Origin of the sequence: Micromonospora sp. D75 (assembly GCF_018070405.1) — a bacterium.
Taxonomy (GTDB): domain Bacteria; phylum Actinomycetota; class Actinomycetes; order Mycobacteriales; family Micromonosporaceae; genus Micromonospora; species Micromonospora chalcea.
In genome coordinates this window covers 1-5,654 of sequence record NZ_JAGPXV010000391.1, presented here as the reverse complement: position 1 = coordinate 5,654, position 5,654 = coordinate 1, and the positions used below count along the sequence as shown (strand labels likewise).

The following is a 5,654-nucleotide window of genomic DNA, read 5'->3' as shown; positions in this document are numbered from 1 at the left end:
GCCACCGGGATCAGCCCGCGGTGCAGGAACGGATTTGCGGTCTGGCGCCGCTGTTGCCGTTCATCATCGTGGTGAAGCCGAAGGTGTTGCCGCTGCCGTTGGACCGCATCGTCATCACGTAACCGGTGCTGTCCCAACTGGGGGAGCCGTTCCAGGTAGTGGAGACCCGCTGCGGCGGGGTCAGAGCCACGACCACGGTCCAGTTGCTGGCCCCCTGAACCGTCACCGAGGTGTTGTACCGGTCACCCCAGACGTTGGGGGTCGTCGCCGTCGCTGTGCATCCGCCGCTGGGAGGCGGAGTGGTCGGCGGCGGAGTGGTCGGCGTGCCGGTCGGCGGCGGAGTGGTCGGCGGCGGAGTTCCGTCCGGGGCCACCGCTCGGCCGGTGCTCGGTGAGATCATGCCCGGGCAGAGGTTGCGGCTGGTCAGGTTGGCCATGATCTGCGGAATCGCGTCGCGGGTGTTCTGAATGCCGTCGTGCATCAGGATCACCTGGCCGTCCTGAAGACGGCTGGCGTTGGAGACGATCTGGCTGACGCTGGCGCCGTTCCAGTCCTGGGAGTCGACGTCCCAGATCACCTGGCGCAGGCCGAGCGACGAGGCGACCGACTGGAGGGTCGAGTTCGTCTCCCCGTAGGGCGGGCGGAACAACTGCGGTCGGACGCCGGTCGCAGACTGGATCGCCGAGTTGGTCTGGGAGAGGTCCGACTGCATCTGGCTCTGGTTCATCGAGGTCATGTGCGCGTGGTTCCAACTGTGGTTGGCCACCCACATGCCCGCGTCGACCTGGGCCCGCGCGGCGGACTGGTTGTTCTGCACGTTCTGGCCGACGTTGAACATGGTCGCCCGTACGCCGTTCGCGCGCAGCACGGACAACAGGGCGCTGGTGCTGCCGGTCGGCCCGTCGTCGAAGGTGAGGCCGACGTAGCCGTTGCAGGTGGCGGCGCTGGACGGAGTGGCGGCGACCGCAAGGCCGGCGGCGCCCAGCGCCACAGTGGAGGCGAGCACTGCCAACCGGAAGGTGAGACGCGATTTTCGGGGAGTGGACGGGCGGCGGGAGCCGCGGATGCTGGCGTACATGCGCAGGTCCTCCTTGGGACGAGTGACACCTGACGACGCATGGCTCCAATCGACGCATGCTGATGTCGCAGTGTTCGGAGTATTGCAGCGGCGTTTCGAACAGGTCAATGATTTTCCGGAAGTTTTCCGGAAGGATCGGCTCCCAGTCAGTCGCTGCGCATCCGGACCCATCAGTCGCCATCGCTCGGTGGCTGGGCGACGCGAGGCGGCATGACCGCCGGCGGAGCGCACGAAAAAGGGCCGCCCCGGTTTCCCGAAGCGGCCCCTCAACTGCTGTGCGTCCGAAGGGACTCGAACCCCTAACCTTCTGATCCGTAGTCGGGAGGACGGGGTGACCGTGACCCGTGACCTGCAGTTATGCAGCTTTGTCGGGGTTCGGTATGTAGCAGCGTCGACGGAACGTGACGTTAGAACGCGTTTGCTCCCCCCGGTCGCGCATTCATGGATGCACGACCGGCGCACGAAACGAGGCAGGACAGCTGAATACCGCCGCTGCGGCTGACCTCGAAGGAAGCTGGGTTCGGGGCGGAGTCCCGACGCCCCGTGGCGCGAGTCCTGGTCGCCTGTCAGCGAGCGTCCGGCCTCAGCCTGCTGCCAGGCGCGGGCGCTATCCTGATTATGGCGTTTGGGTGTGGCGCCCTTCGCCCGCGCGAGCCCGGAGCCCCAAAGGCCCGGGCTCGTTGCCGTTGACCGGACTTGAACGGGACGACATTGCTCATCGCCGGTACGTCTGCGACCGAGCCTGCTCCGCATACGAGGGACTCTGAACAGCACACCGCCCGGCAGGAAAGGTTTCCCAGCGGGCGGTGGCTACGACGCGATTCAGTTCTGCAGCTGCCCAGCTGATGAAGCGTCGATGTCGCTGAGCGCGTGCTGACCGTCGGGCACCGTCTGCTTCGGCGGAGCGACTGCAGCGTCGCCGCCACTCACGCCAATAGCCTGCTTGACGTTGCGAACGGCAGCCGACACCGGGCCGCGGTTGGTGGCGATCTTGCCTTGCTTGCCGTCTGGGACGACGATGTTGTTGGCCCAGATGCCCGCGCTACGCCGCCAGTCGATCTCGACCGCCAGCTTGCGGTAGTAGGCGGCACGCTGCTCGGGGTCGACGGTGTGCCGGTTGATTTCGTACACCACCGTGCCGATGACGTTGATGCCGGTCGCGGTCAGATTCACCCACTTCTCTCGCAGAGCGACGATCTTGTCCGCGCCGCTGCCGGAGGTTGGCAGCTGTGCGATCTCGGACCAGGGCTCCATCAACTCGGTCAGCACACCAAGCATGTTCAGCGTCTCGGCGACAAACTCGTCGCGCTGCTCCTGGGTGGCCAGCCGGGTGGCGGCCATACGGCTGAGCGTGTCCTCAGCGAGCGCATAGTCGCCGAACAGCAGGCTCTTGACCATGCCGCGGATCTGGTTGAGCAAGAACAGCTTCTGGCTGGCCTTCGGCAAGGTCTTACCCAGCTCGTCGATGCGCCCGTGCAGCAGCTTCGACTCGTCGGTGATACGCGCGAGGACCTGGTTGACCGGCTCGCGGGTGTTGTACACCGCGAGGAGGCTGGCCGGGATCTGCTTGGTCTGCGCCGCATCGGCGAAGTCCTGCTGGATGCGACCGCGGTTGCTCTCGATGACGATGAGCACCGCCAAGCCGTCCTCGGTCAGCTTCGGGTTGTCTGCCAGCGCGCCCGGCACGTGGGTCCTGCCCTGTGGGTAGCCGGCCAGTGCCGCAAGCCGGTGCTGGCCGTCGGTGACATGGAACCGCGTGCCGTCGTGCACGATGATGTAGCCGAGTCGGGTTGGCGCACCGACCGCCTTCTGTACATGGAGGCTCGGCATGCTGTCGGTGTTGAGGGTGACCGGCGGGAGGATGTAGTCGTCGGGGTTTGCCACCAGGTACTGGTGGATGCTCTTCGCGTGCTCCGGGATCAGCGGTCGGTTGGTGTGCTCGCGCGGGCTGCCGTTCTTTTGGGCACTGTCGCTGGCGACATGGCGACGGACGAACTGCAGCGGGAAGCTGGTCGAGACCATCGTGCGCCTGCCCTGCTTGAAAACCACGCACGGGAAGATCCGGCCACCCACGGCGCCGGCCTCGCGCACCGCATTGGAGAACGCCTCGACGATGTCAGCGTGCTCCGTGGGCTGAAACTCGTCGCTGGAGTAGTTGGCCATCTCATCGGCCTCCGTGGTCTGTTCGGGATACGTGCTGATCGACATCCTTGGGTTCCTTCTGCTTGACGTTGATGGGTGTGGCGCCCGTAAACAGTGGACACTGTATGCCGCTGTCCGACGTGGAGTCAACGACTGCGCTTCATGCGGCGCCCAGTAATTTTTGCTGCATCAGGGAACGTCTAACGTGAACTGCAACACCGTCTGGCGTGAGGCGCCCGTACATCGGACGTGCACGTAGGCACGTAAAGCCGCTCCGCTATCGCTCGGTGATCAACTCGATAGCACATCTGTTCTATCCACCCATCACCGACCACAACGAGTGTCGGGGGCCAAACGTGAACGTCATGAATGAGCGCGGCCCCGGGATTGGCTGCGGCAGCCTGAGGACGGTGACGTCGACCGGCTTCGACAGGCGCGCTCTGCCGACTATCCGGCGCTTGATCGCTGAGACAGCAGAAGGTCTGGTCGACCTCGGGATGCCCGGCCGATCAGGCACCGCAGCGGCGGCTTCGACGACGTGGTCACCGCTACAGGGCCCAGCACCCACCCCTTTGGCGACTTTCCGTCACGAACAGCCAGCGTCAGCGGTGCTGCGTGCATCCATGGATGCACGAAAAACGCCCCTCCGTTCGATCATTATCGATCGCCGGAGGGGCGTTTCCGCAGGTCAAACCCTGTGCGCCCGAAGGGACTCGAACCCCTAACCTTCTGATCCGTAGTCAGATGCTCTATCCGTTGAGCTACGGGCGCTTGTGCTCGGCCAGTCTACACAACCGGCTTTCGCGCGGAGACTCCGGGATTCGAACCCGGGAGGGGCTTTAAGACCCCAACCGCATTAGCAGTGCGGCGCCATAGACCAGACTAGGCGAAGTCTCCCTGGTGACCCTGAGGTCACCGCGCCCGAGGATACAGGCCCGCACCCGCCCGGGGCAAAGCGGATGCCGGGACCGGCCCTCACGACCGCGTTTCCGTCGTGTGCCAGATCACGTCCACGGCTACGCTCCATCGATATGCAGGAGCAGCCGCCGAGCGATCCGCCCCGTCGCGAGCCTGCCGCGAAGGCCCGGCGGACCCGCTCCCCCCGACCGACTTTCAGCCCGCCACCCACGCCGGAGCCTCCCGCCGGGAGCGCGACGAGCGACACACCGCCACCCCGGCGTCCGCGCCGGGCCGCGCCGAACGTCGTCTTCCAGCCGCCGACGGCGGCCGACGCCGCAGCGCCGGCACCGCGACCACGCCCGGCCGCCGAGCCTTCGACAAACGATCCGGGTACGCCTGCCGCCGCGCAGCCCGACCCCGTGCCCGCGGAGGCCGAAGCGAGTACGCCTTCCGCCAAGCCGATCGCGCGAACACGCCGTCCGGCCAAGGAGTCGGTGCCGACCGAGCCGCCGAGCGAGGACGAGACGCCGAAGCGGACCCGCCGTGCGCCCGCCGCGAAGAAGGCCGTCCCGAAGAAGGCCGCTCCCCCGGTCAAGAAGGCCGCTCCCGCCGTCAAGAAGGCAACCCGGACCGTCAAGAGCGCCAAGACCCCCACGACCACGGAGGCCTCGACGGCGGCCACGGACGCCACCGCCGTCACGGCGACCACTCCGGCACCGGAGACACCCGCGTCAGCGGTCGACCCCGCCGAGCCCGCAGCCGCAGCCGGCGATCAAGCCCTGGCCGTCGATCAACCCGCCGTCGACGAGAGTCGCAAGACCGAACCGCCCGCCCTGGACCCGCCGGTAGAAGCGCAGCCGTACGACAAGCCCGAGACCCTGCCGGTCACCGTCGACGTCCGGCACGCTGCGCGTACCCCGGAAAAGGGCTGGCGGGCGGTGGGGCCGCAGCTGCGCGACCACCCCGGGTTCGCGCCGGAGCTGCTGGCGCTGGCGGCGGTGGACGCGCTCGGGCCGCGCGCCCGGGAATGGGTGGCGCAGGTCCGGCGGGCCTACCCGGAGGCGGACGCCGACGGGGTGGCCCGGCTGGCGACGCGGCGGTTCGTCCCGTCCGGATGGCCGGTACGGGTGGGGCGCTGGCGGCCGGCGCCGGGATGTTCGCGCCGGTCGCGGAGCTGGCAGCGGTGCTGTGGACGCAGGCGAACCTGGTGCTGCACCTGGCCGCCGCGTACGGGCGGGATCCGGCGCATCCGGATCGGGCGGCCGAGCTGCTGGTGCTGACGTTGGTGCACCCGGACGAGGGCACCGCCCGGGCGGCGCTGGCGGCGGCTCGCGCGGCCGACGAGCCGGCGGACGGGCCGTGGGGGCGGGTGGCGGAGGCGGCGTGGCGGCTGGCGACGCCGGTGGCGGCGCAGGCGGGCGGGTGGCTCGGGCTGCGGCTGGCCGCCCGGCGCCTGCCGGGTGCGGCGGCGCTGGCGGCGGCGATCGGCGGTACGGCGACGGCCGAGCGGGTGGCCGCGCGGGCGGTCGCCCGG

General features: G+C 68.6%; 3 protein-coding genes, 2 tRNA genes and 1 pseudogene. 2 read left to right on the top strand and 4 right to left on the bottom strand.

What is annotated here, in order from left to right:
* Positions 1–10 precede the first annotated feature (10 nt).
* The 4 genes from KBX39_RS21330 to KBX39_RS21315 all read right to left on the bottom strand — a co-directional run bounded on the left by KBX39_RS21330 (position 11) and on the right by KBX39_RS21315 (position 4,117).
* Complete coding sequence (locus KBX39_RS21330) at positions 11–1,078, bottom strand: polysaccharide deacetylase family protein (RefSeq protein ID WP_124779001.1); 1,068 nt, start codon at positions 1,076–1,078, stop codon at positions 11–13.
* Between the two features lie 822 nt (positions 1,079–1,900).
* Positions 1,901–3,286, bottom strand: a complete 1,386-nt coding sequence (locus KBX39_RS21325) for a DNA sulfur modification protein DndB (RefSeq protein ID WP_124779000.1) — start codon at positions 3,284–3,286, stop codon at positions 1,901–1,903.
* Between the two features lie 632 nt (positions 3,287–3,918).
* Positions 3,919–3,991 (bottom strand) — tRNA-Arg (locus tag KBX39_RS21320).
* 35 nt (positions 3,992–4,026) lie between these two features.
* Positions 4,027–4,117, bottom strand: a tRNA-Ser gene (locus KBX39_RS21315).
* Between the two features lie 497 nt (positions 4,118–4,614).
* On the opposite strand from KBX39_RS21315, the gene KBX39_RS33480 reads away from it, so the two are divergent.
* Entirely contained in the window at positions 4,615–5,400 is a 786-nt protein-coding gene (locus KBX39_RS33480; protein ID WP_247660425.1) for a hypothetical protein, read from the top strand.
* Positions 5,394–5,654 (top strand): annotated as a pseudogene (locus KBX39_RS33475) (hypothetical protein); the annotation flags it as partial. The gene KBX39_RS33480 and the pseudogene KBX39_RS33475, both read left to right, overlap by 7 nt.